The sequence below is a fragment of the Planotetraspora sp. A-T 1434 genome, assembly GCF_025420585.1.
Classification (GTDB): Bacteria; Actinomycetota; Actinomycetes; order Streptosporangiales; family Streptosporangiaceae; genus JAOEGB01.
The window spans coordinates 119,522-143,531 of the sequence record NZ_JAOEGB010000017.1; the positions used below are offsets into that span (position 1 = coordinate 119,522).

General features: G+C 71.0%; 18 protein-coding genes. 11 read left to right on the forward strand and 7 right to left on the reverse strand.

The genetic code is table 11. The features are described 5' to 3' along the window. Window positions 1-20 precede the first annotated feature (20 nt). From N5079_RS22340 to holA, 7 genes are all read left to right on the forward strand, one after another. A complete protein-coding gene (locus N5079_RS22340) occupies window positions 21-3,305 on the forward strand; it encodes a BTAD domain-containing putative transcriptional regulator (protein ID WP_261585919.1) in 3,285 nt (1,094 codons plus the stop codon). Between the two features lie 78 nt (window positions 3,306-3,383). Further along, the gene (gene hflX, locus N5079_RS22345; RefSeq protein ID WP_261585920.1) at window positions 3,384-4,796 is read left to right on the forward strand and encodes a GTPase HflX; all 1,413 of its coding nucleotides are present in this window, start codon (window positions 3,384-3,386) and stop codon (window positions 4,794-4,796) included. Between the two features lie 473 nt (window positions 4,797-5,269). Beyond that, a complete protein-coding gene (gene hutI, locus N5079_RS22350) occupies window positions 5,270-6,478 on the forward strand; it encodes an imidazolonepropionase (protein ID WP_261585921.1) in 1,209 nt (402 codons plus the stop codon). A 177-nt stretch (window positions 6,479-6,655) separates the two neighbouring features. Beyond that, window positions 6,656-7,507, forward strand: coding sequence for a DegV family protein (locus N5079_RS22355; protein WP_261585922.1), 852 nt, complete (start codon window positions 6,656-6,658; stop codon window positions 7,505-7,507). 340 nt (window positions 7,508-7,847) lie between these two features. After that, entirely contained in the window at window positions 7,848-8,651 is an 804-nt protein-coding gene (locus tag N5079_RS22360) for a ComEA family DNA-binding protein (protein ID WP_261585923.1), read from the forward strand. A 68-nt stretch (window positions 8,652-8,719) separates the two neighbouring features. After that, entirely contained in the window at window positions 8,720-11,218 is a 2,499-nt protein-coding gene (locus N5079_RS22365) for a ComEC/Rec2 family competence protein (protein ID WP_261585924.1), read from the forward strand. Between the two features lie 212 nt (window positions 11,219-11,430). Then, entirely contained in the window at window positions 11,431-12,396 is a 966-nt protein-coding gene (holA, locus tag N5079_RS22370) for a DNA polymerase III subunit delta (RefSeq protein WP_261585925.1), read from the forward strand. A 61-nt stretch (window positions 12,397-12,457) separates the two neighbouring features. Here the strand turns inward: holA and N5079_RS22375 are convergent, their stop codons facing one another. Further along, window positions 12,458-12,961: a MarR family winged helix-turn-helix transcriptional regulator gene (locus N5079_RS22375; RefSeq protein ID WP_261585926.1), complete on the reverse strand. Its 504-nt coding sequence runs from the start codon at window positions 12,959-12,961 to the stop codon at window positions 12,458-12,460. Between the two features lie 67 nt (window positions 12,962-13,028). On the opposite strand from N5079_RS22375, the gene N5079_RS22380 reads away from it, so the two are divergent. Continuing rightward, window positions 13,029-14,222, forward strand: a complete 1,194-nt coding sequence (locus N5079_RS22380; protein WP_261585927.1) for an MFS transporter — start codon at window positions 13,029-13,031, stop codon at window positions 14,220-14,222. Between the two features lie 434 nt (window positions 14,223-14,656). Here the strand turns inward: N5079_RS22380 and rpsT are convergent, their stop codons facing one another. After that, a complete protein-coding gene (gene rpsT / locus N5079_RS22385) occupies window positions 14,657-14,929 on the reverse strand; it encodes a 30S ribosomal protein S20 (protein WP_261585928.1) in 273 nt (90 codons plus the stop codon). A 140-nt stretch (window positions 14,930-15,069) separates the two neighbouring features. Continuing rightward, window positions 15,070-16,056 carry a hypothetical protein gene (locus N5079_RS22390; RefSeq protein ID WP_261585929.1) on the reverse strand — a complete coding sequence of 329 codons (987 nt, stop codon included), beginning with the start codon at window positions 16,054-16,056 and terminating at the stop codon, window positions 15,070-15,072. 179 nt (window positions 16,057-16,235) lie between these two features. Between N5079_RS22390 and lepA the strand changes: the two genes are divergently transcribed. Together lepA and N5079_RS22400 are read left to right on the forward strand one after the other, a co-directional pair. Further along, the gene (lepA, locus tag N5079_RS22395) at window positions 16,236-18,062 is read left to right on the forward strand and encodes a translation elongation factor 4 (RefSeq protein WP_261585930.1); all 1,827 of its coding nucleotides are present in this window, start codon (window positions 16,236-16,238) and stop codon (window positions 18,060-18,062) included. 52 nt (window positions 18,063-18,114) lie between these two features. Next, the gene (locus tag N5079_RS22400) at window positions 18,115-18,741 is read left to right on the forward strand and encodes an MOSC domain-containing protein (protein ID WP_261585931.1); all 627 of its coding nucleotides are present in this window, start codon (window positions 18,115-18,117) and stop codon (window positions 18,739-18,741) included. Between the two features lie 76 nt (window positions 18,742-18,817). On the opposite strand, the gene N5079_RS22405 is transcribed toward N5079_RS22400, so the two are convergent. Further along, window positions 18,818-20,080 carry a glycoside hydrolase family 18 protein gene (locus N5079_RS22405; protein WP_261585932.1) on the reverse strand — a complete coding sequence of 421 codons (1,263 nt, stop codon included), beginning with the start codon at window positions 20,078-20,080 and terminating at the stop codon, window positions 18,818-18,820. 117 nt (window positions 20,081-20,197) lie between these two features. Between N5079_RS22405 and hemW the strand changes: the two genes are divergently transcribed. Continuing rightward, window positions 20,198-21,406, forward strand: coding sequence for a radical SAM family heme chaperone HemW (hemW, locus tag N5079_RS22410; RefSeq protein WP_261585933.1), 1,209 nt, complete (start codon window positions 20,198-20,200; stop codon window positions 21,404-21,406). Window positions 21,407-21,412: 6 nt separating this feature from the next. Here the strand turns inward: hemW and N5079_RS22415 are convergent, their stop codons facing one another. The 3 genes from N5079_RS22415 to N5079_RS22425 all read right to left on the reverse strand — a co-directional run bounded on the left by N5079_RS22415 (window position 21,413) and on the right by N5079_RS22425 (window position 23,902). Then, window positions 21,413-22,015 (reverse strand): DUF4870 domain-containing protein, encoded by a 603-nt coding sequence (locus tag N5079_RS22415; protein ID WP_261585934.1) that lies wholly within the window; start codon window positions 22,013-22,015, stop codon window positions 21,413-21,415. Window positions 22,016-22,102: 87 nt separating this feature from the next. Then, complete coding sequence (locus tag N5079_RS22420) at window positions 22,103-22,909, reverse strand: DUF3097 domain-containing protein (protein ID WP_261585935.1); 807 nt, start codon at window positions 22,907-22,909, stop codon at window positions 22,103-22,105. A 279-nt stretch (window positions 22,910-23,188) separates the two neighbouring features. Then, window positions 23,189-23,902: a hypothetical protein gene (locus N5079_RS22425; protein ID WP_261585936.1), complete on the reverse strand. Its 714-nt coding sequence runs from the start codon at window positions 23,900-23,902 to the stop codon at window positions 23,189-23,191. Between the last annotated feature and the right edge of the window lie 108 nt (window positions 23,903-24,010).

The following is a 24,010-nucleotide window of genomic DNA, read 5'->3' on the forward strand; positions in this document are numbered from 1 at the left end:
CGGATCACTGGGAAGGAGCCATGGACTTTCGCCTGTTCGGCCCGCTCGAGGTCACGGATCCCGCGGGCCGTGCCGTCGAGCTGGGCACCCCCAAGCAGCGCGCCGTGCTGGCCATGCTCGCCCTGGAGCCGGGACGGGTGGTCTCCCTCGACCGGCTGATCGACGAGCTGTGGTCGGGCGAGGCCCCCTCCAGCGCGACGGGGACGCTCCAGGCGTACATCTCCCAGCTCCGGCGCGCGCTGGAGCCCGGCCGGACGCCGAGGACGCCGCCGAAGGTGCTGCTCACCCGCGAGCCGGGATACGTGCTGGCCGTGGCTCCCGGCCAGGTGGACCTCGTCCGGTTCACCGTCTGGGCCGAGGACGGCCGGCGGGCGCTCGGGGAGGGCGCGCACCGCAGGGCCGCCGACCTGCTCGACCGGGCGCTCGCCACCTGGCGGGGGGAGCCGCTCGCCGAGTTCTCCGGATACGAGTTCGCGCAGCCGGTCGTCGCGCGGCTGTCCGAGCTGCGGGCGTCCGCGACCGAAGACTGGTTCGAGGCCCGGCTGGCGCTGGGAGAGGGCGGCTCGTGCGTCGCCGATCTGGAGGCGCTCGTCGAGGCGTATCCGTACCGCGAGCGGCTGTGGGGTCTGCTCGTGCTCGCGCTCTACCACGCCGGACGGCAGGCCGACGCCCTGGCCGCGCTTCGCAGGGTGCGGTCGCTCCTCGCCGGCGAGCTGGGCCTGGAGCCCGGCCCGGAGCTGCGGCGGGTGGAGCAGGCGGTCTTCGAGCAGTCTCCCGTCCTCGACGCCGTCCGTGCTCCGGCCCACATCTCCGCCGCACCTCAGCCCGTCACCCCTGTGTCCGGGACGGGGCTCGTGGCCCGGGAGGAGCAACTTCGCCTCCTGTCCCGGCGCCTCGCGGACGTACGGCGGGGCCGCGGCGGCGTGCTGCTGGTCTCCGGCGAAGCGGGCATCGGCAAGACCCGGCTGGCCGAGGCCGCCGCCGACGAGGCGGCGGCCGTCGGGGTGGCCGTCGCCTGGGGACGCTGCGCCGAGGACACCGGCGCTCCGGCGTTCTGGCCGTGGCTGCAGGTGCTGCGCGACCTCGGAGCGGACGACGCGCTCGCGGGAGAACCGCTCGGCGCCGACCCCGGGCGAGGACAGGCGGCGCTCTTCGAGCTGCACGAGCGCGTGGTGCGCGGCCTGGCGGCGGGCGGCCCGGCCCTGGTCGTGCTGGATGACCTACACTGGGCGGACGCCTCCTCCCTGCGGCTGCTCGCGTTCGCGGCCGGCGAGCTCCACCGCGTGCCCGTGCTGGTCCTCGCCACCATGCGGCCCGAGCCGGGCGAAGCCCCCGACCAGCTGCGCGAGACGCTCGCCACGCTGGCGAGGGAGCGCGGAGCCGAGCGCGTCGCCCTGCCGCCCTTCACCCGCGACGACGTCCTGTCCTACCTCGGCGGGCGCGCCCTCGCCGACTCCGCCCTCGCCGGCGTGCTCTTCGAGCGGACGGGCGGCAATCCGTTCTACCTGGGCGAGCTGCTGCGCCTGCTGGGCAGCGAGCACCGGCTTCACGCGGCGTCGCTGGGCGTGCCGGAAGGCGTCCGCGAGGTGATCGGCCGCCGGGTGGCGCGGCTGCCCGAGCCGACGCGGTCGCTGCTCCGGTCAGCGGCGGTGCTCGGCCGGGAGATCGGCATCGACGTGCTGGAGGCAGTCACGGGAACGCCGGCGGAGGAGGTCATGGCGCTGCTCGAACCGGCCGTGGCCACGGGGCTGCTCGTGGAGCTTCCCGACGGCTTCGACTACCGGTTCTCGCACGCCCTCGTCAGGGACGCGCTCTACGCCGACCTCAGCCGGGTGGAGAAGGCGCGGCTGCACCTGCGCACGGGACAGGCGCTGGAGACGCTGCCCGGCGTCGAGGTTTCCGTGCTCGCCCACCACTTCGGGATGGCGTCCCGCGCCGGGGGAGCCGCCAAGGCCGTCGGCTACGCGGTGCAGGCCGCGCGGCAGGCCACCGCGCGGTGCGCCTACGACGAGGCGGTGGACTTCTGGGGCAGGGCCATCGCCGCGCTCGGCCCCGGAGACCCGGCACGGCGCTGTGAGCTGCTGATCGGGCGCGGGCGGGCTCTGCGGCTCATCGGGGACTCCGAGCAGGCCCGGATCCTGCTGGAGGAGGCGATCGCGCTCGCCGCGGACATCGGGGAGCGCGCGGCGCTGATCGAGGCCGTCACGGTGTTCGGCGGCCTCTCCGTGTGGAACTGGCGGCCCTACGGCTCGGTCGACGAGAAAATGATCGCCCTGCTGGAGGGCCTCCTCGGTGCTCAAGACGACGGGGAGCCGCTCGAGGACGCCGAACGGGCCGCGCTGCTGAGCAACCTCGGCATGGAGCTCACCTACTCCCCACGCCGCGCCGAGGGGGAACGGCACGCCGAGGAGGCGGTCGCCATCGCCCGCGGGCTGGGAGATCCCCAGCTCCTCGCCCGCTCGCTGAACAACTACGTGCTCGCCTCATGGGTGCCCCAGCGTGAGGACGAGCGCCGCCGCGCCGCGGAGGAGATGCTCGCCGCGTCCAACCTTCCGGCCGCCGCCGAGCTGGTGGGCCGGGTGTTCCACATGGTCAGCCTGCTCAAGGCGGGCGAGCTGGCCGAATGGCACCGCGACCTGGCGCGCTGCGAGCGGCTGGTGCACGAGCTGCGCCGCCCGGAGCTCACCGCCATGGTCCGGATCGCCGAAGCCGCCGGCCGCACGCTCCAGGGCAGGTGGGAGGAGGCCGAGCGGCTGGCGGGCGAGTTCAGCGGCCTGATCGAGGGGTTCAGCATGTGGGGGCTCGACTACGCCGGGCTGATCACGGTGTATACCTGCAGGAGGGCGCAGGGACGCGCCGGGGAGCTGGTGGAGCGGCTCGTCACCCGCTCATCGGACCCCGAGATGGTGCCGCTGCGCCCCGTCGCCGTGCTGGCCGCTCTCGACGCGGGCGACCCCGCGCTCGCCCGCGATCTGGTGGAGCGGTGGGGCACCGAGATCCGGGAGGACTGGACCGCCGAGTTCCTCGCCGTCATCTGGGGACACGTGGCCGCCCGGCTCGGCGTCCCCGACCCGACCGCCATGTACGGCAGGCTCCTGCCTTACGCCGGGCGGCTCGTCGTCAGCGGCATGGGCGGCGCGGCCTGGGGGTCGACGCACCTGGTCCTGGCCGAGCTGGCGGAGGCGATGGGAGATCACCACGTGGCCCGCGACCATGCCCGGCAGGCCCATGAGACCCACACCCGCCTCGGCCTGGGCCACTGGGCCGCCGAGAGCGGGCGGCTCCTCGCCGAGCTGGGCACATAACGGGATGCGGTTTTCGCGGGCGTCGTGTCACCATCGAAGGGAAGACACCACAGGTGTCGGATTGTTCGTCTAGTAGAGATGACATATATGCGCAACGAGCCCGAAGACCTGGCCATGGGCGACTACGAGCTGGAAGAGCGCCAGGCGCTCCGCCGCGTGGCGGGTCTCTCGACAGAGCTCGAAGACATCACCGAGGTCGAGTATCGGCAGCTCCGGCTGGAGCGGGTCGTCCTCGTCGGCGTGTGGACCAGCGGCACGCTCTTCGACGCGGAGAACTCCCTGCAGGAGCTCAAGCTCCTCGCCGAGACGGCGGGGTCCGAAATCCTCGAAGGCCTCATCCAGCGGCGGGACAGGCCCGATCCCGCCACCTACATCGGTTCCGGCAAGGCGAGCGAGCTGCGGGACATCGTGGCCGCCACCGGCGCCGACACCGTGATCTGCGACGGTGAGCTCACTCCCGGCCAGCTGCGGCAGCTGGAAGAGGTCGTCAAGGTCAAGGTGATCGACCGGACCGCCCTGATCCTGGACATCTTCGCCCAGCACGCCAAGAGCCGCGAGGGCAAGGCCCAGGTCGAGCTGGCCCAGCTCCAGTACCTCCTGCCCCGCCTGCGAGGCTGGGGCGGCAACCTGTCCCGTCAGGTCGGCGGACGCGCCGCGGGCGGCGTCGGCATCGGCGGCCGCGGCCCCGGTGAAACCAAGATCGAGCTGGACCGGCGGCGGATCCGCGAGCGGATGGCCAAGCTCCGGCGGCAGATCAAGGAGATGTCCACGGCCCGCGAGACCAAGCGGCACCGCAGGCAGACCCGCGAGGTGCCCGCCGTGGCGATCGCCGGCTACACCAACGCCGGCAAGTCGTCGCTGCTCAACCGGCTGACCGGCGCGGGCGTGCTGGTGGAGGACGCGCTGTTCGCGACCCTCGACCCGACGGTCCGCAGGGCGCGCACCCCCGAGGGCCGCGTGTTCACGCTCGCCGACACTGTCGGATTCGTCCGGCACCTGCCCCACCAGCTCGTCGAGGCGTTCCGCTCGACGCTGGAGGAGGTCGCCGACGCCGACCTCATCCTGCACGTGGTCGACGGCTCGCACCCCGACCCCGAGTCGCAGCTCGCCGCCGTCCGCGAGGTGCTGGCCGAGATCGACGGCGCCGGCGAGATCCCGGAGATCGTGGTCGTCAACAAGGCCGACGCCGCCGATCCGGTGGTGCTGGCCAGGCTGACGATGAAGGAGCGGCACAGCGTGGTCGTGTCCGCCCGCAGCGGCTCCGGCATGGGCGAGCTCATGGCGATGATCGAGCAGGAGCTGCCCCGCCTCGACCACGAGGTCCGCATGCTGGTGCCGTACGACAGGGGAGACCTGGTCGCGCGGGCGCACAGCGAGGGCGAGGTGCTGTCGCTCGAGCACACGGGCGACGGGACGATCATGCACGCCCGGGTCCTGGGCGGGCTGTTCGCCGAGCTCGACAAGGTGGCCAAGCCCGTCGAAACAGTCTGAAATCGCCCGAAGTTGACTGAGTCGCCTGCGCGCGCGTGGTAGCAGCGTGTCATTGGTAGCTCTGGGTCTTTACCCTTGCTACGATAAGGAAAGCTTAACGAGACCTTATGGCGCGGGTAACAAGATGACACCACTGAGTGCTGTTACACGTGGGGGGCGTGCGCGGGCATCGGCCACGAGCTGCGGGGACAGCCGCCGGTGCCACTGGGGAGACCGAAGTGACCCCATGATGTCGTTGAGGCGGTCCGGCGTTCTTCTCAATAACCCTGTACATCAAGCGGACCTGTGAAATAACGTAACTGAACTGAAATCGCCCGGGTTGACGATCCTGGCGGTAGGGTCATCGCACAATCACCGGTGCGCGATGAGGCAGGAGACCCCCCAATGACGTCCGGACACGAAGCGGACCCAGCGGGCGCGGCGCCCACAAGCTGGGCCCATTCGGCGTCCACGGATGCCGGGCAGGTGGTCGGATGACTGTTCGCCTTCTCACCAACATCGGTCGGCTCTGGACCGGGCACGATGTCTGCAGCAACGCGGCCATCCTCGTGCACAACGACCGGATCGCCTGGGTCGGCCGCGCGGCCGACCTGCCGCAGAGCGTCCCGGGCGTCGTCGACGACATCGTCGACGTCGACCACGTGGAGAACCTGGGCGGCGCGCTCGTCACGCCCGGCCTCATCGACGCCCACACCCACCCCGTCTACGCGGGCAACCGGTACGCCGAGATGGCGATGCGGTCCGGCGGGTCCACGGCCTCCGCGATCAACGCGGCGGGCGGCGGCATCGGCTCGACCGTCACCGTGACCCGTGGCACCGACCCCTGGACGCTGTGCAACGGCGTCCGCGAGCGGCTGCGTGACTGGCTGCTGAGCGGCACCACGACCGTCGAGGCCAAGACGGGCTACCACCTCACCCGTGACGGCGAGCTGGCCGACGTGCGGCTGCTGCGCGAGCTCGAGAAAGAGCCGATGATGCCGCGGGTGCACGTCACGTTCCTGGCGGCTCACGTCGTGCCGCCGGAGTATTTCGGTCGCCAGCGCGACTACGTCGAGGCCGTCGCCGCCTGGTGCGCGGACGCCGCCGGCGCCGGGGCCGACAGCGTGGACGTCTACTGCGACGACGGCCACTTCAGCGCCGACGAGGCCCGCTGGGTGCTCGCCTCCGGGCGCAACGTCGGGCTCATGCCGCGCATCCACGCCGGCGCGTACAACCGCCGCGGGGCGGTCCAGCTCGCCGCCGAGATGGGCTGCGCCTCGGCCGACCTGCTGCACCACACGTCCGACGAGGACATCGCCATGATGGCGAGGTACGGCGTGCCGGCGGTCGTCTGCCCGGGGACCGCTCTGCAGCAGGGCGCCCTCCCGCCGGTCCGCCGGATGCTCGCCCAGGGCATCACGGTGGCGCTGGGCAGCGACCACAACCCCGGCCACTGCGGCATCACCTCGATGTCCCTGGTGATCAGCCTCGCGGTGGCCGCGTTCGGGATGAGCGTGGGCGACGCGCTGCGCGCGGCCACGCTGGGCGGCGCGCAGGTGCTGGGCGCTCCCGACCGAGGCATCCTCGCGCCGGGACGGTTGGCCGACATCGTCCAGTGGGACGCCGACCACGAGGGCGCGTTCGCCTGGTCCTTCGGCCTCAAGCCCCGCCGAGTCTGGCGCGGCGGCACCCCCGTCCAATAGCCCCACCCCCACCCCCACCCCACCCCCGCACGTGATCATGCAGGGATTCCCGCGCATCTCACCTGACCAGCCCCACCGCTGCACGTGATCACGCAGGGACTCCTTATGCGCCGGTGTGACCTGCGGAGATATGCTGCGTGATCAGGCAGGTCGGCCGGGAGCGGGTAATCTCTCGATATGTCGCCGTCTGTCGCCGTTGTCACGGATTCCACCGCGTATCTGGACGAGTCCGAAACGGCCAGATGGGGCATCACCGTGGTGCCACTCCAGGCGGTTGTCGGCGAGCGGACGTTCGACGACATGACACCGATCGACGCCGCCGCGTTGGCGAGCGCCCTTCGTGACCGCTCGCCGATCACCACGTCGCGGCCCGCCCCCGGCCATTTCGCCGGCGCGTACGAAACGGCCGCCGCTCGCGGCGCCTCAGGTGTTGTCTCCATCCATCTTTCGGGAGAGATGTCCGGCACCGTGGACTCCGCCCGCATCGCCGCCCGAGACGCGCCCATCCCCGTCGAGGTGATCGACAGCAGGTCCATCGCCATGGGCCTCGGGTTTCCCGTGCTCGCCGCCGCCCAGGCCGCCCGTACGGGAGCGCCGCTCGCGGACGTGGCGTCGGCGGCGAGGAGGTGCGCCGACGCGGCCCGCACCTTCTTCTACGTCGACACGCTCGACTACCTCCGCCGAGGCGGCCGGATCGGAGCCATCAGGAACCTGGTCGGATCCGCACTGGCGATCAAGCCACTGATGCACCTGGGCGACGGCACGATCACCCTTCTGGAGAAGGTCCGTACGGCGAGCCGCGCGATCGCCCGCCTGGAGGGCCTGGCGGTCGAGGCGGCCGGCGAGGAGCCGGTCAACGTGGCGGTGCAGCACCTCATGGCCGCCGGGCGTGCCGAAGCCCTCGCGGAAAGCCTGACCGCGCGGCTGCCCAAGCTGGTCCGCATGACGGTCGTGGAGGTGGGCCCGGTCCTCGGCGTCCACACCGGCCCAGGAACGCTCGGCGTGACCATCTCCCCACCCGTACGGTAAACCGCCCGGCCATCCCGCCATCCCGTCCGGCTTTCCGGCCATGCACGCGTGACCTTCCGGCGCGGGTTCCCACCGTCTGCCAGGTCGCCGTCGCCTGGCGCGGGCCTCGCCTGCGAGCGAATCCGGCTCGCCAGGCGACGAGATGGGAGCCGGTCTTTGTCCGGTCCGAGTGGCGGCTACGGGCTGGGCCGGACCTGTGGAGAACCAGCGTTATCCCCAGAGCCGCGTTCTGGTGAGAAGCGGGTCCGGCCGTATCCCTACGTTCTCTGGCGTGCGAACAACGCAGCAGCCGGCACATCGGGCCGTCGCCGAGGCCCGTCTTCGCTGCTTGATGGCACCGATGGGCGCGGACCCGCCCGCCGCTCGCATCCGGTCGTCGCCCGCCGCGCCTGGGCCGCCGCCGTCGTTCGGCGCTCCCTATGAGGTCAGTACGGCTGTCGCGAACCCTCAGCCGTACGACGAAGAGGAGGAGCCAGCCGTGGATATCCCGGCCGAGGGGCTGTCCGAGCGGTTGCGCGCGAAGCTCGGCTCTGCCGCGCCTCTGCTGGATCCGGGAACGCCCGGACTCCGGGTGCTGGTGCTTCTCGGCCTGCTTGCGGCGGTGGTCGCGGGCATCTTCGCCTGGCGGTCGCAGCCCGTCGCGGAGCCGGTCGGGCCGCCGATGGCGCCGCCGAGCCCGGTGAGCGCCGCAGGGTTCGCCGCGTCGTCGCCGTCCCCGGCGGCCAGCGTGACCGTGTACGTCACGGGCAAGGTCCGCAGACCTGGCGTACTGGCGCTGAGGACCGGGTCGAGAGTCGTCGACGCGATCGAGGCCGCCGGAGGGGTTCGTAAAGGCGCGACCCCGGGTGCCATCAACCTCGCGAGACGCCTGGTCGACGGGGAGCAGATCGTGGTGGGAGCGCCCGCGACCGGCACGCCGGGCGGCGGGCAGATGGGCGGTCCTGCCGAGGGCGGCGTGCTCAACCTCAACACGGCCACCGCCGAGCAGCTCAACGGGCTCCCCGGCGTGGGCGACGTCCTGGCTCAGCGCATTGTCGAGTTCCGGGAGGCCCACGGCGGCTTCCGAAGCGTCGACCAGCTCCGTGAGGTCTCCGGGATTGGCGAACGCAAGTTCGCCGAGCTGAAAGACAAGGTCACCGCATGACCGGCGACCCCCGCCGTGCACCTGATGGCCGGGGCTTCGCTGCGGGCCTTCATGACCGGACGGCTGAGATGACGTCCCGGGAGGTGCAGGAGGAGCGCCTGGACGGCCCGACTTTCCGGGAGGCGCGGGAGGGGTGGCTGGGCGATGTTCCGTCGGTGGTGCTCGTGGCTCCGGCGCTCGCTTCATGGGCGACCGCGCTCGTCTTGCTGGGGTGCGCGGCCGTCGTCGCCGGGCTCGTGGCCGGGGTGTCGGTCACAGGCGCAGCCGTGGTGTATGCCATGGGAAGGCGGCGGCCGCCGGGGGCGGTTTTCGAACGGGCACGTCGGAGTTCTGTGCGGCGGTCGCACGGTGAGGTCGTCTCGCGCGGGACGGGTCCCGTGGCCAATATGGGGCTCGCCGTCCTCGCATGCTTGGCGGCGACCGCGGCTGTCGTGGCATTCAAGGTCCACACGGTCAGCAGCGGTCCGGTGGTGGAGCTCGCGGCGCGCGGAGCCACGATCACGGCGGAGGTGGTGATCACCGATGACCCCAGAGTGCGGCCGCATCGCGGTGGCGTGGCCCGCCGGGACAGCGCCGTAATCGAGGCACAGATGGTCGTGGTCGCCACCACACAGACCCGGTTCGTCGTGGATGTCCCAGTGATCCTTCTCGGGCCGGGTGACGGGTGGAAAGGTCTGCTGCCCAGCCAGCGTGTCCGGGTGCGGGGGCGGCTGGGGCCCGCCGAGCCCGGTGAGCTGACCGCCGCCGTGGTTCTCGTCCGCGGGCCGCCCGAGCCGCTCTCCGGTCCTTCGAGCCTGCAGAGCGCCGCTGGAGCGTTGCGCGCGGGGCTGCGGGAAGCGAGTGACGTGCTGCCGCCTGACGAGCGCGGCCTTCTGCCGGGCCTCGTCGTGGGCGACGTGTCGCGGATGGACGACCAGGTCAAGCAGGACTTCAAGACCGCCGGACTCAGCCATCTGACGGCCGTCAGCGGGGCCAACCTCGCTTTCGTGGCGGGAGCCGTGCTCCTGATCGCGAGGCTCGCCGGGCTGCCACTCCCGGTCCGAGCGGTCGTGGCGGTCGCCGCGATGCTGGGGTTCGCGGTGGTCGCACGGCCGTCCCCGAGTGTGCTGCGGGCCCTGGTGATGGGCACCGTGGCCGCGATCGCGCTCGGCACCGGCCGATCGAGGGACGGCCTCGCCGCGCTGTCGGCCACCGTGCTCGGCCTCATGTTGTTCGACCCGGGGCTCGCCAGGCAGTACGGCTTCGCCCTGTCGGTCTTCGCGACCGGCGGCATCCTGCTCATCGCGCCCCGATGGCGTGATCGGCTGGCGATGAGAATGCCCGCGTTGCTCGCCGAGGCGATAGCCGTACCGGCCGCGGCGCAGGTGGCGGTGACGCCGGTCCTCGTCCTGATGTCCGGCCGGCTCGACCTGGTGGCGATCCCGGCGAACCTGCTGGCCGGTCCCGCCGTGGCACCCGCCACCGTGCTCGGCTTCGCCGCGGCGCTGCTGGCGCCGCTGAGCATGGGAATGGCGCAGATTCTGGTGCGCCCCGCCGGGCTGGCGGTCGGCTGGATCATCGCCGTCGCCGAGCGCGCCGCGGACCTGCCCGCCGCGACCGCTGACTGGCCGGGCGGGATGCCGGGGCTCGGACTACTGGTCGCAGCCGCTGTCGTGGGCTGGGTCATCCTGCGCGGTCGCGGGCGCAGGCGGGTCGTCGCCGCTTTGGTGATCGGCGTCCTGCTGGCCGTCCTCATCGCCGGGCCCGTCGCCTCGCCCTGGCCCCCACCGGGATGGCTGATGGTGGTCTGCGACGTGGGACAGGGAGACGCCATGGCGCTGTCGGCGGGCGCGGGAAAGGCGGTGGTGGTCGACACCGGCCCCGAGCCGGGACCGGCCGACCGCTGCCTGCGCGATCTCGGCGTCCATCAGGTTCCTCTGATGGTCCTGACCCATCCGCACCTCGACCACGTCGGCGGCCTCACCGGCGTCCTCCGTGGCCGGGCGGTCGGCGCGGTGGTCGTGAGCCCGGGACGTGTCCCAGAACGGGAGAGCGCCCGTGTCTCATGGGAGTTGCGGGAGAGACGGATCCCTGAGTGGGTGACGCCCCCGGGCACGCGGTGGCGGTTCGGACCGGCCGAGCTGACCGTCGAGCTGACCGTGCTGGCCCCGGCTCCCGGAGCCGCTCGAGAAGGGCCGGGAGAGGGAGCGATCGCGAACAACGGCAGTGTCGTGCTGCTCGTGCGCTGGTCCGGGGAGACCGGGGCGCTCATCGGATCGGCGCTGCTCGCGGGAGACCTCGAGACCGAGGCGCAGGCCGCCCTGCTACGCGCCGGAGTTCCTCAGGTCGACCTGCTCAAGGTTCCGCATCATGGGTCTTCTCGACAGGATCCGGCGTTTCTCGCTGCCACCCGGGCAAGGGCGGCGCTGATCAGCGTGGGCGCGGTCAACGACTACGGCCATCCGTCGCCCCTGACACTGCGCCGCCTGAGCTGGCTCGGCATGCGTCCATACCGGACCGACTTGTCCGGAGACCTTGCGGTCGTCGCACACTCCGGCCGCCTGGCCGTCGTCCCTAGAGGCAGATGAGGCGTACCGACCCGCCCGCCGGCGTTCCTCCGCGACCACCGCACACTCCGGCCGCCTGGCCGTCGCCGCTGGGGATGCGCGTGATGACGCTGTATGGCCCCGCCGAGGCCCCGGGGGCTGGATGTACCGCGCCTGATGTACCGGCTGGTTTGTGCGGGCTGCTTGCGATGGGTGGTTGTGTCGAGTTCGGCTGGGCGTGGCATGCTGCCAGCATGGCGAACCCAGCACCTGTGACCCTGGTCGTCGGCGACGAGGAACTTCTGGCCGACCGGGCTGTCGGCTCCATCGTGGCGGCGGCACGCGCGGACGACCCCGAGGCGGAGGTCCACGATCTTCTGGGTGCGAAGGTGGAGCCGGGGGAGCTGACGCGGCTTTCGTCTCCGTCGCTGTTCGGGGGCAGGTCGGTCGTCGTGGTCCGCTCGGCACAGGACCTGTCGAAGGACGTCATCGCCGAAATGGTGAAGTACACGGCCCACCCGGCCGACGACACCGTCCTGGTGCTGGCACACCCCGGCGGCGTGAAGGGCAAGGCGCTCGTCGATGGGGTGAAGAAGGCGGGTGCCGAGGTCGTCACGGTCGCGAAGCCGACGAAACCGGGCGAACGGCTGGACTTCATCAAGGCCGAGGTCAGACGCGAGGGCCGGACGATCTCTCCTGCCGCCGCCCAGGCTCTGCTCGACGCGGTGGGCAGTGACCTCAGGGAACTCGCGGCGGCGTGCAGCCAGCTCGCGTTCGACACCCCGGGTAAGAACATCGACGAGGCGGCCGTCGCCCGCTATCACCGGGGCCGGGCGGAGGTGAGCGGGTTCACCATCGCCGACCTGGCGATCGAGGGACGGCTCGGCGAGGCGCTCGAACAGCTCCGCTGGGCCCTTGCCACCGGCGTCGCCCCGGTGCTGATCGTGAGCGCGCTCGCAGGCGGCCTCCGGTCACTGGCGAAGATCGGCGGCGCGCCCCGCAACCTGAGGGGAGGACAGCTCGCCAGCCATGTCGGGATGCCCCCATGGAAGATCGACAGGGTGAAACGCCAGCTCAGCGGCTGGGGGCCGGAGGGCATCTCGGCAGCCATGCAGGCTGTGGCCTCCGCCGACGAGCAGGTCAAGGGTGGCGGCACCGATCCGGCGTACGCCCTGGAAAAGACGGTCCAGGTCATCGTCGCCAGCCGCACCGGGCGCTGAGCGTCCTTGTTCGCTCGGCGGCCCGTGGCACACGCGTCCGCGTCAGGGGCGAGGACGCTGATCACTCGGTTCGGCGGGGCTGGTTCTCGACGTGTAGCAGCATTCGTTTGAGCAGGGCGGCCAGGGCGTCCTGATCGCCTTGGCTGAGGACGCCGACCATGTCGTCCTCGGCCTCGCCGCGCACGTCCATGGCCTTCAACCAGGTGGCGCGGCCCTGCTCGGTGAGCTCGACGTCCACTCGGCGGCGGTCCTCCACGCTGCGGATACGCCGGACGAGACCGGCCTTCTCCAGGGTGTCGAGCCGCCCTGTCATCCCGGCGGGGGAGAGCTTCAGCTCGGCGGCGAGCTCCGACGGGGTGGCCCGGCCGCCTTCGCCGCGGGAGCCGAGGCGGTGGAGGGTCTCGTACTCGAAGTCCTGCAGGCCCACCGCGGCCAGCGCGGTGTCCTTGGTCTGCGAGATGTGCTTCACCAGGAACTGCATCCGCGTGACGATCGCCTCGACGCGTTCGTCGAAGGGCGCCTTGCCGCGCCAGCGGGCGATATGCCGGTCGACCGAGTCCTCCACAATGGCCATCCTACGGCAGCGGATATTTAGTTGACGAATTATTCGTCAGCAAAATACCTTCGACGGCATGATTGGACGACTTGTCGCGGGCCGGGCGGTCGCCGCGCTCGCCACCGCGATCATCCCCACCGGGCTGACCCTGGCCGTCATCCGGGCGACCGGCTCCGCGGTCGACCTGGGAATCGTGCTCGCCGCCGAGATGGCGCCCATGCTGCTGCTCCTGCCGCTCGGTGGGGTGATCGCCGACCGGCTGCCACCCAGGCGCGTCATCATGGCGGCCGACCTCGCCCGGTGCGTGGCTCAGCTCGCGATCGGCCTGCGGCTCCTTCTCGGCGATCCTTCGGTCACCGAGCTGGCGGCACTGGCTGCGCTCGCCGGGCTGGCCGTGGCGTTCGGTGTTCCGGCCGTGTCACCGCTCGTCACCGCCGTCGTTCCGGCGGAGGACAGGCTCCGGGTGAACGCGAGAATGGGAGTGACCAGCGGCCTCGCTCAAATGGCGGGGCCGGCGGTCGCTGGAGGGCTGACCCTGTGGGCGGGGGCGGGGTGGTCGTTCGTGATCACGGGCGTTCTCTTCGCCGGCTCCGCCGCCACCCTGAGCGGTCTCGCAACGGAACCCCGCCGGGCGGCGCCAAGTGACTTCCTCGCCGATCTCCAGGACGGGTGGCGGGAGGCCGGGAGGCACCGGTGGTTCCTGGCCAGCGTCGCCGGACACGGCGTATGGCACCTCGCGGCGGGCGTCCTGCTGACGCTCGGCCCCGTCATCGCGGTGCGGGGTCTGGGCGGCGAGTCCGCATGGGTCGTCATCGCGCAGGCCGGGACGGTGGCGATGGTCCTCGGCATCTTCCTCGTCCCGAGGCTGCCGATCCGGCGGCCGCTGGCCGTGACGGCGGTGTCGGCCTCGCTCTACGCCTGCCCGCTGGCGGCCCTGGCGATCCCGGCTCCGATGATCGTCGTCGCGGGAGCGTACTTCGCCGCCATGCTCGGGCTGGGCCTGCTGATCCCCCTGTGGGACACCGTGATGCAGCGCCGGATCCCGCAGCACGCGCTGGGCCGGGTGGGGGCGTTCGACTCGCTCATCTCCTTCGCCGCCCGGCCGCTCGGTCTCGCCGTGGCGGCCCCCGTCGCCGCCTGGGCGGGGAGCGCCGTTCCGCTTCTCGTGGCGGCGGCCCTGGTGGCCGCCGCGAACCTGGGCGTCCTCGCGCTGCCCGAGGTCCGCGCGGCCGCCGACGAGGAGAGAACCCCGGTGCCCGCCGAGGCCTGAGCCGTACGGCCGGGCTTCCCGCTGACCGCGTCGGACGCTGACGTACGGATCGACCGCGGTAACCGTGCCCGGGCGCCGGTGAACGGCACGGCGACGGCGTCGCGGGAGGCCACGCGCGACAATGCGTGAAGCGGCGGTCAGCCGGAAAGCAGGACGGATCCGAGCGCGGCGATCAGTAGCAGCGGCTCGCTCAACGCGCGCCGGACGACCAACGGTGTTCGCCCCCGCATGAACCGTCCCCATACGCGCCAGAGCCGCAAGCCTCCCAGGACGGCCACTCCAGGAAGTCCGTACGGGATCTCGAAACGGTGGGCTATGGAGGCGATGCGCTGCGGCGATGCCGCCGTGATATCGGAATCATGACAATCACCCGCCGTGCATGCCAAAACGCCGCATCCCCGCTATGGGGATGCGGCGCCGGAAGTCCGGGTGGACTACTTGGCGGCCTGCAGAGCGGCGGCGCGCTTGGCGATCGCCGACTTGCGGTTGGCGGCCTGGTTCTTGTGAATGACGCCCTTGCTGACGGCCTTGTCGAGCTGGCGGGAGGCGGCCTTGAGGGCCACCACGGCCTCGTCGACGTTGCCGCCGTCAGCGGCCTCGCGGAATTTGCGGACCGCCGTCTTCAGAGACGACTTGACCGCCTTGTTACGCAGCCGGGCCTTCTCGTTCTGCCGGTTGCGCTTGATCTGGGACTTGATGTTCGCCACGAAGAAAGCCTCAGTGTAAGTCTTGGTCGGATGGGGCGCGCGGGCTCGTGAGAGGGCGCGCCACACGCAGTTGAACAGGATACCAACAGGCCGGGTCGCCGCTCAAATCACGCCAACCGGCCATCGCCTGTGGCCCCATGTTAGCGCGGATGGACCCACCCGGTCCGATATTCCGCCCAGTCTTCCTCAGTGGCGGCGAAGTCCACATAGAGGGCGAGGCCGAGGTTGGTCCGCGGGCCGTGCTCGGTCAGGGCGAGCCGGGTGCCGTCCGCGGCCGCCGCGACGCTCTCGGCGTAGTCACTCAGGGCCAGCTTGTGGTCGTGGTAGGCGGGCGCGCCGATGAGCACGGTCTTGTCCTCGGGAACGATCTCCATGGCCAGCTTGGCCTGCCGTACGACGTATCCGCCGTAGAGCGTCTGCAGCGGCGTCCACGAGTCGTAGGTCATGATGGCGACCTGGTCGGTGAGGTCCGCGACCTGCCGGAAGTAGCCCGGCGTCCAGTATTTGTCGTGGCCGCCGATCAGCCGGAACGGATACCGCACGCCGGGGAAGGGCTCGATCTGCTGGGTCGCCACCGTCAGGAGCCGGGGGCCGATGGCCTGCCGCGTCTCCCTCAGGACGCTCAGAAACGCCGGATCTCCGTCGGACACGGGCTCGAAGTCGTAGTGGATGCCGTCGAACCCCATCTCCGTGAGCGCCTTGGCGCCCGCGACGACCTTCCCCCGAGCCTCCGGATCGGCCAGGTCGAGATGCCTCTTCCCGTTGTCGTTGACGCTCTGGCCGAGCCAGGCGGACACGCGCACACCTGGCAGCCTTTCCCGCCACCATTTCAGGAAATTTCCGGCGTTGAGGTATCTGTCAGGCCGCAAGGTGCCGTCGTAGCCCAGGGGGCCGCTGTGGACGTACACGTCCCGGATCCCGCTGTCGCGGAGCCGTACGGCCAGGGCGTCCACGTCGGCCGCGGTGCGCCTGCCGTCCACCCAGGCGTGTCCCATCCACAGGGCGTCGTGCCCGGTCGTCCTGGTCCAGGGGGCGGGGGAGCCGGTGAACTGCAGTCGCAGCGCGGCCGCCGCCGCGAGTGCGAGCGCGAGCGGCACGGCCAGAGCCACGGCGGTCCATCGGATCACACGTCTGGCGGTCCGTCCGTTGGCCGGTCTGTTGGCCCGTCTGGTGGTCGAGGCAAGCATCGGGACATGCCACCATGGAGGGTGGCTGGTCCGCCAGCCCTTGACGGGAGAGCCCGCGGACCGCGAGGCGACCCGGCTCGACCGATCGGCACTCACCCACCCTGTTGAAACGGACCTCGGTGCGCACTCAGCCTGGCCAGACCGACCCCGCGTTGATCCGCAACTTCTGCATCATCGCGCACATCGACCATGGCAAGTCGACCCTCGCCGACCGGATGCTCCAGCTCACCGGCGTGGTGGACGACAGGTCCATGCGCGCGCAGTACCTGGACCGGATGGACATCGAGCGCGAGCGCGGCATCACGATCAAGTCGCAGGCCGTGCGGCTCCCCTGGAACGGCCACGTCCTCAACATGATCGACACCCCCGGGCACGTCGACTTCTCCTACGAGGTGTCGCGGTCGCTGGAGGCGTGTGAGGGCGCGATCCTGCTCGTGGACGCCGCCCAGGGCATCGAGGCGCAGACGCTGGCCAACCTCTACCTGGCCATGAACGCTGACCTCCACATCATCCCGGTGCTCAACAAGATCGACCTGCCGGCCGCCCAGCCGGACAAGTACGCCGAGGAGATCGCCGGCCTCATCGGCTGCGACCCGGCGGATGTCCTGCGCGTGTCCGGAAAGACGGGGATGGGCGTCAAGGAGTTGCTGGATCACGTTGTGGAGAACGTGCCGGCCCCCGTGGGGGACGCCGGAGCGCCGGCCCGCGCGCTGATCTTCGACTCGGTGTACGACACCTACCGCGGCGTCGTGACGTACGTGAGGGTCATCGACGGGCACCTGTCCAAGCGGGAGCGGGTGCTGATGATGTCGACCACGGCGCAGCACGAGCTCCTGGAGATCGGCGTCATCTCTCCCGAGTCGGTGCCGTCCGAGATGGGCCTCGGCGTCGGCGAGGTGGGATACCTGATCACCGGCGTGAAGGACGTCCGCCAGTCGCGGGTGGGCGACACGGTCACCAGCACGGCCAAGCCCGCCACCGAGGCGCTGGGCGGCTACGAGCACCCCAAGCCGATGGTGTATTCCGGCCTCTACCCGATCGACGGCGACGACTACCCCGAGCTCCGCGAGGCGCTCGACAAGCTCCGCCTGAACGACGCCGCGCTGGTCTACGAGCCGGAGACGTCGGCCGCGCTGGGCTTCGGCTTCCGCTGCGGGTTCCTCGGCCTGCTCCACATGGAGATCGTCCGGGAGCGGCTGGAGCGGGAGTTCAACCTGTCGCTGATCTCCACCTCGCCCAACGTGATCTACCGCGTGGTGATGGAGGACAAGCGGGAGCTGATCGTCACCAACCCTTCGGAGTTCCCAGAGGGGAAGATCGCCGAAATCCACGAGCCCGTGGTGAAGGCCACGCTGCTGGCGCCGGCCGAGTTCATCGGGGCCATCATGGAGCTCTGCCAGGGCCGCCGGGGCCAGCTCCAGGGGATGGACTACCTCTCGGAGGACCGGGTCGAGATCCGCTACACGCTGCCGCTCGGTGAGATCATCTTCGACTTCTTCGACCAGCTCAAGTCGAAGACCCGCGGCTACGCCTCGCTCGACTACGAGCCGTCGGGCGAGCAGGACGCCGACCTTGTGAAGGTGGACATCCTGCTGCAGGGTGAGGCGGTCGACGCCTTCAGCGCCATCGTCCACCGCGAGAAGGCGTACGCCTACGGCGTCGAGATGGCCAAGAAGCTCAAGGACCTCATCCCGAGGCAGCAGTTCGAGGTGCCCATCCAGGCCGCCATCGGCGCCCGCGTGATCGCGAGGGAGAACATCCGCGCGATCCGCAAGGACGTCCTCGCCAAGTGCTACGGCGGCGACATCAGCCGCAAGCGCAAGCTGCTGGAGAAGCAGAAGGAAGGCAAGAAGCGGATGAAGATGGTCGGCCGGGTGGAGGTCCCCCAGGAGGCCTTCGTCGCCGCCCTGTCCACCGAGAGCTCCACCGACAAGACCAAGAAGTAAGATCGGCGAAATCGGTTCGCCCCGTTATACGGCGGCGGGTTAGCGTCGGTTCATGCGCATCGTCTCAGTGAACGTGGGCCGGGCCAAGGACGCGGAGTGGGCGGGCGACCTCAGGCGGACCGCCATCGACAAGCGGGCCGTCGCGGGGCGGGTCGCCGTACGGGAGAACGGCCTTGCGGGGGACGAGCGCGCCGACGTCGCCCATCACGGGCATCCCGACCAGGCGGTCTACGCGTACGCCAGGGAGGACTACGACTGGTGGGAGCCCCAGATGGGCCGGGAGCTCCGCGACGGCCAGTTCGGGGAGAACCTCACCACCATTGGGGCCGATGTGACCGGCGCGCTGCTGGGAGAGCGGTGGCGTGTCGGGAGCGCCGTCATCGAGGTGATGGGCCCGCGCGTGCCGTGCGTGGTGTTCCGCAACTGGCTCGACGAGCGCGGCTGGGTCAGGCGTTTCACGGAGGCAGGCCGCCCGGGAGCGTACTTTCGCGTGATCGAGCAGGGCGAGCTGGGCGCGGGCGACGAGATCGAGGTCCTGGTACGGCCGGCCGGCAGTGTGACGATCGCCGAGTCGTTCCTGGCCTACAACGGGGACAGGGACCTGATGCGCAAGCTGATCGCCTACCCGGGCCACGGTGAGAAGTGGGACAAGATCGCCGGCAGAGTGCTGAAAAGCTAGAGGGCCGGAGCCAACCAGGTGCTCCGGCCCTCAGCGACCCGCCCGCGTGCTGCGGAGGGCGGGGGTTCGCGGGACGTCAGCGCAGAATGGAGTAGAGCGCCGACGTGAGGGACGCCTTGGCGTCGTCCCCGTCGATCGACCACATCATCGAGCCGCCGAGGCCCTTGAGCCGGATGTAGGCGGCCTTCTGGAGCAGGACGGCCGGGTCGTCGTAGGACCAGAACTCGTTGCCGTCGTACAGCCACTGGGTGCCCGTCCGCAGGTCGCGGTAGTGCTTGCCGGGCTTGCCCGCCAGGACCTTGTAGTCCTCGGTGCCGGGACCCCAGACGCCGGGGGCGGCGCCGGTGGCCGGGGCGTAGAGGCCGTCGCCGGTGGACTTCACGCCGGTCCAGCCCTGGCCGTACGCCGGGACGCCCACGACGATCTTCCGCTTGGGCGCGCCGCGGCTGACGTAGTCGCGCACGGTCTGGTCGACGCTGTACTTCACGGGGTTGGGGTCGCGCCGGTCGGTCAGCAGGTTGCCGTTGTGACCGGTCTGAGGCTCCCAGGTGCCGTGCAGGTCGTAGCCCTGGATGGTGGCGAAGTCGAGCACGTTGAAGATCTTGCTGACCTCGAAGCCCGAGTCGATCTTCGCGGCGGCGGCCGGGAGGAACGCCGTCAGCTCGGAGCGCCGGTCGAAGGCCTTCGCCTGGCGGCGCAGCTCGGCCAGGAACAGCGTGAAGTTCTGCTTGTCCTCGGGCCGGATGACGTTGCCGTCGTTGCCGGAGGAGCCCGGCCACTCCCAGTCGAGGTCGATGCCGTCAAACACGCCCGCCCCGGCGCCGGCGGGCAGGCCGGGAAGGTTGCCCTTGAGCCAGAGGTCCACGCAGGACGCTGCCAGCTTGGCCCGGGACTCGGGGGTGAGCACGGCGTCGGAGAAGTACCTCGACCCGGTCCAGCCGCCGACCGAGATCAGCACCTTGAGCCCGGGGTGCTTGGCCTTGAGCTTCTTGAGCTGGTTGAGGTTGCCCTTCAGCGGCTGGTCGCCGGTGTCGGCGACGCCGTCGACGCTCTCCTCGGCGGAGACGCCGCGCTGCCAGTCCGCCCACGGGTCGGCGGAGTAGCACGTGCCCTCGGGGCCCACGAACCCGAACGCGTAGTTGATGTGGGTCAGCTTGGCCGCGGCGCCGCTGGTGTCCACGTCCTTGACGTGGAAGTTACGGCCGTAGATGCCCCACTGGATGAAGTAGGCGACGCGCTTGTAGCCGTCGGGGTGTGCCTGGGCCGGTGACGACGGCACGGCGACGGCCACGAGGCCGACGGCCGCCGCTACGAGGGTGTGCTTGAGGAGTCGGCGCACGTGGTCTCCTTGGCGCGCGATTTTTATTAGGAAACTTTCTTTTAAATTGTGCAGGATCGTAGACCCGGGGTGATCAGCGCGTCAATGGCATCGGGAGAATGGCGGCAGACTGGAGACGTGCCTTCCGTGCTTCCCGACGGCGATCCCGTCCCCGCCTCCGGCGAGCTGCCGCCGAGCGCGCTCGACGGGCTGGGATCACGCCCGTTCGGTTTCTATGTACATGTCCCGTTCTGCGCCAGCCGCTGCGGCTACTGCGACTTCAACACCTACACGGCCGCCGAGCTCGGCCCCGGCGCCTCCCAGAGGGACTACGCGGAGACCGCCATAGAGGAGGTACGGCTGGCCCGGCGCGTGCTGGGGGACCTGGGCCTGCCCGTCGAGACCGTGTTCTTCGGCGGCGGCACGCCCACCCTGCTGCCGGCGGCCGATCTGGTGCGGATCCTGGAGGCGATCGACAAGGAGTTCGGCCTGCGCCCGGACGCCGAGGTGACCACGGAGGCCAACCCCGAGTCCGTCGACCCGGCATATCTGGAAATCCTGCGAAACGGCGGGTTCAACCGGATGAGCTTCGGCATGCAGAGCGCCAGGCAACACGTGCTCAAGGTCCTCGACCGCCACCACACCCCCGGCCGGGCCGCGCAGGCCGTACGGGAGGCGAAGGACGCCGGGTTCGAGCACGTCAACCTGGATTTGATCTACAGCACACCGGGGGAGACCGATGACGACTGGAGGGCCTCCCTGGAGGCGGCCCTGGCAGCCGGGCCCGACCACGTCTCGGCGTACTCGCTGATCGTCGAGGACGGCACCCGGCTCGCCGTGCGGATCCGGCGGGGCGAGCTGCCGATGCCCGACGACGACGTGGCCGCCGACCGCTACCTCATCGCCGACGAGATGCTCTCGGCGGCCGGGCTGCGGTGGTACGAGATCTCCAACTGGGCTGCCGCCGACGAGGCCCGCTGCCGGCACAACCTGCTCTACTGGACCGGCGGCGACTGGTGGGGCGTCGGCCCCGGCGCGCACAGCCACGTCGGCGGCACCCGCTGGTGGAACGTCAAGCATCCCGCCGCGTACGCGGGCCGCCTCGCCTCCGGCGCCTCGCCCGCGCACGCGCGCGAGGTGCTGTCCGCCGAGGACCGGGCCGTCGAGCGGTTGATGCTGGAGCTGCGCCTCGCGACCGGCTTCCCCCTGGCCGACCTCCGGCCGGGGGCCCGGGAGGCCTGCGACAGCGCCGTGGCCGAGGGGCTGCTGGAGGTCAGGGACGGGCGGATCGTGCTGACGCTGCGCGGCAGGCTCCTCGCCGACGGGCTCGTCCTCGACCTGACATAGCCCGCGTCAGGTGACGAACCGGATCGTCGCCGGATAGCGGTAGTTCTCCCCGCGACTGGCCGCCATCGTCGCGAGGATCCCGGTGACCAGCGCGTACAGCCAGAGGACGGGAAGCACCAGGAACCCCAGGAACCCGATCAGCACGAACATCAGGATGACGGACGCCGTGGTGATGGCCGCGAAGGCGATCGTCAGAGTGATCCAGAAATTCAGCGCCTCGGCCGCCTGGTCACGCACGTAGGGCGACTGGTCCTTGCGGGTCAGGTAGATCACCAGGGACCCGACGATGCCGAACGGCCACATGATGAGGTTGCCGAGCCCGGCGAGATGCGCCAGCAGCGCCATGGTCGTGTCGTCACTGCCGGGCCGCGGGCCGTACTGCCCCGGCACGTACGGCCCGCCCGCCCCGAAGCCGTACCCCGGCGCCCCGTAACCGGGCGCTCCATACCCCGGCGCCCCGTAACCGGATGGTCCGTACCCAGGCGCCCCGTAGCCGGGGGATCCGTATCCGGGTGCGCCATAGCCGGGCGTGCCCGGCTGTCCGTATCCCGGCTCCTGCGCCCGCGGCTCGTATGGGTCCGGCTCGTGCTGGTGCGGGCTCTCACTCATCGGAAGCCTCCTGGCCTTTCCCTGTGTCTTCAACGCTAGCTGGCGGCATGCCGCAGTGGGCGGAGGAGAAGGACGTACGGCACGGGCTCAATCGGGTTCGGTGACGAAGTCGATCAGCTCTTCGACCCGGCCGAGGAGTTCGGGCTCCAAATCGGTGAAGGTCCTCACCCGCCCGAGAATGTGGCGCCATGCCTCCTGGGGATCCATCCGCCAGCCGAGGGCGGCGATCACGCCCTCCTTCCAGGGAATCCCGCGCGGCACGCTCGGCCACGCCGGAATGCCGAGCGCGGACGGCTTGACCGCCTGCCAGATGTCCACGTAGGGATGGCCGACGACCAGCACATGGTCCCCCGAGACCTGGGCGGCGATGCGGCTCTCCTTGGACCCCGGCACGAGGTGGTCGACCAGCACGCCCAGACGCCTGCCCTGTTCCGGGGCGAACTCCGCCACGATGGCGGGCAGGTCGTCGACGCCCTCCAGATACTCGACGACGACGCCCTCGACCCGGAGGTCGTGACCCCAGATCTTCTCGACGAGAGACGCGTCGTGGATGCCCTCGACGTAGATCCGGCTCTCCTTGGCGACCTGGGCCCGCAGCCCGTCGACCGCGATCGACCCCGAGGCGCTCCGCTTGGGGCCCTGGGGCGCGGCGGCCGGCCGTACGAGCGTCACCGGCCTGCCGTCGAGCAGGAACCCGGCGGGCGCGAGGGGGAAGACCCGCCGCCGCCCGAACCGGTCCTCCAGCGTGACGGCCTCCTTGTCGCAGGCCACCACCGCGCCGCAGAACCGGCCTTCCGCGTCCTCGACCACGAGGTCCGGCTCGGCCGGGACCGTGGGGATCTGGCCCCGCTTGGGCCGCCGCCAGTCTCCGGAAAGCACGTCCCGCCCATACATGCCGCGAACGCTAGCAAAACAGCGACCGGGGCGGCGGCGAACCCGCCGCCCGTGTGCCGCGTCCGCCGCTCGTGTCCACGCTCGTGTCCGCGTCCGCGTCCGCGCTCGTGTCCGCTGTCCGTGTCCGTGTCCGTCGCCCGTGTCCGCCGTCCCGGACAGGCCCGCTCTGCATGATCACGTGGGGATTTCCCCTGCGTGACGAGGCCGACCGGGAACCCGTGCATGATCCTGACTTGGGTTTGCCGAGGTCGGAGGCCAAGCCTGGGACTCTGTGCATGATCACGGCAAGTGGGGGGTCGTGCGCCTCCGGTTGGCGCTCCGCCGTACCAGCACGACGATGGTCACGATCACGGCGGCCAGGAAGCCGAGGAACGGGAGCGCCAGGAGGGCGATCGCCCCGCCGAGCTTTCCGCCGCTCGCGGTGAGCTCCTTGCCGACGCCGAACGTTACGCCTTCGCCGTCGCAGCTCACCTGGTACGTCCCCGCCGACGGGACGCCGACGGTGAAGAGCAACTCCCACTTCCTGTCGCCGATGGCGACCGTCTGGGACGTCTTCGGCTGGGTGAGCGTGACCTTCTCGTCCTGGCCGCCCCGCACCTCGCACGAGACGTTGGTGGGCTGGTCCGCGGCGGCGTAGATGGCCGGCTTGTCCTTCGGGTCGAGCCTGGCGCTGACCGCCTGGCCGCCGGCGAAGGTCTTGGCCGGCGCGACGTCGTTGATCGTGGAGAACAGGCCGCCCGCGAAGCCGCCGACGCCGACGATCAGCAGGACGACGAAGAGCGCCCAGGCCAGGAAGACCCACAGAAGGCGGGGACGGACCGGGCCCGGCGCGCGAGGCGGGGCAGGCATGTCGTACGAGGGGGGCGGGTACTGGCCGCCGGAGGCATATGAGGGGCCCGGCGGGTAGGAAGCGCCGTACGGCTCACCGGGCGCGGGAGGGCGCGGCAACCGGACGGTGGCGTCGCCGGGGCCCGGGTTGGGAATTTCGGTCATGGGTGGGAGTTTGGCGAATGCCGCTTGTAAGCGATTTGCAGTCGGCTTGTCCTGCTCGTCCTTATGGCCGATCGTGTTATCGCACCCCGGGGGCGCTGGCCGTACACT

Excerpts from the sequence above, each read along its gene's own strand:
- N5079_RS22340 (WP_261585919.1), top strand. The coding sequence starts at position 21 with ATGGACTTTCGCCTGTTCGGCCCGCTCGAGGTCACGGATCCCGCGGGC.
- hflX (WP_261585920.1), top strand. The coding sequence starts at position 3,384 with ATGACATATATGCGCAACGAGCCCGAAGACCTGGCCATGGGCGACTAC.
- hutI (WP_261585921.1), top strand. The coding sequence starts at position 5,270 with ATGACTGTTCGCCTTCTCACCAACATCGGTCGGCTCTGGACCGGGCAC.
- N5079_RS22355 (WP_261585922.1), top strand. The coding sequence starts at position 6,656 with ATGTCGCCGTCTGTCGCCGTTGTCACGGATTCCACCGCGTATCTGGAC.
- N5079_RS22360 (WP_261585923.1), top strand. The coding sequence starts at position 7,848 with ATGGGCGCGGACCCGCCCGCCGCTCGCATCCGGTCGTCGCCCGCCGCG.
- N5079_RS22365 (WP_261585924.1), top strand. The coding sequence starts at position 8,720 with ATGACGTCCCGGGAGGTGCAGGAGGAGCGCCTGGACGGCCCGACTTTC.
- holA (WP_261585925.1), top strand. The coding sequence starts at position 11,431 with ATGGCGAACCCAGCACCTGTGACCCTGGTCGTCGGCGACGAGGAACTT.
- N5079_RS22380 (WP_261585927.1), top strand. The coding sequence starts at position 13,029 with ATGATTGGACGACTTGTCGCGGGCCGGGCGGTCGCCGCGCTCGCCACC.
- N5079_RS22400 (WP_261585931.1), top strand. The coding sequence starts at position 18,115 with ATGCGCATCGTCTCAGTGAACGTGGGCCGGGCCAAGGACGCGGAGTGG.
- N5079_RS22415 (WP_261585934.1), bottom strand. The coding sequence starts at position 22,015 with ATGAGTGAGAGCCCGCACCAGCACGAGCCGGACCCATACGAGCCGCGG.
- N5079_RS22420 (WP_261585935.1), bottom strand. The coding sequence starts at position 22,909 with ATGTATGGGCGGGACGTGCTTTCCGGAGACTGGCGGCGGCCCAAGCGG.
- N5079_RS22425 (WP_261585936.1), bottom strand. The coding sequence starts at position 23,902 with ATGACCGAAATTCCCAACCCGGGCCCCGGCGACGCCACCGTCCGGTTG.